At 55.8% G+C, this 317-nt stretch carries 1 pseudogene; it reads right to left on the reverse strand.

The annotated features are described in order from the left end of the window. Nucleotides 1-317, reverse strand: a pseudogene (locus tag HMPREF2560_RS00185) (RHS repeat protein); the annotation flags it as partial.

Consider the following 317-nt stretch of genomic DNA (forward strand, 5'->3'; position numbering starts at 1 on the left):
GCTGCGTTGTCCGTCGGCATCGATGCGGTAGACGAGTTCTTGGTTTTCATCGAAACCGTACACTTCCGTCCGCCCCAATGCGTCGGTAACGACGGTATGGTCTTTGCGGTAGTCGAACGTCCATTCTTCGCCGAGGTTGTTGCTGCTCTTGAGCACTTTGCCGTCGGTGTCGTAACGGTCGTATTCGTAACGGGATACCAGTCCGTCGGGCTGGCTGTGTTCGACCATGATGTGGTTGCGGTAGGCGAAACCGCGCAGTTTTTTGCCGTCTCGTCCGTAAACAGCGGTCAAATCACCGTAGCCGTTGTAGTCGTAGC

The sequence above is a fragment of the Neisseria sp. HMSC078H04 genome, from assembly GCF_001838135.1.
GTDB lineage: Bacteria > Pseudomonadota > Gammaproteobacteria > Burkholderiales > Neisseriaceae > Neisseria.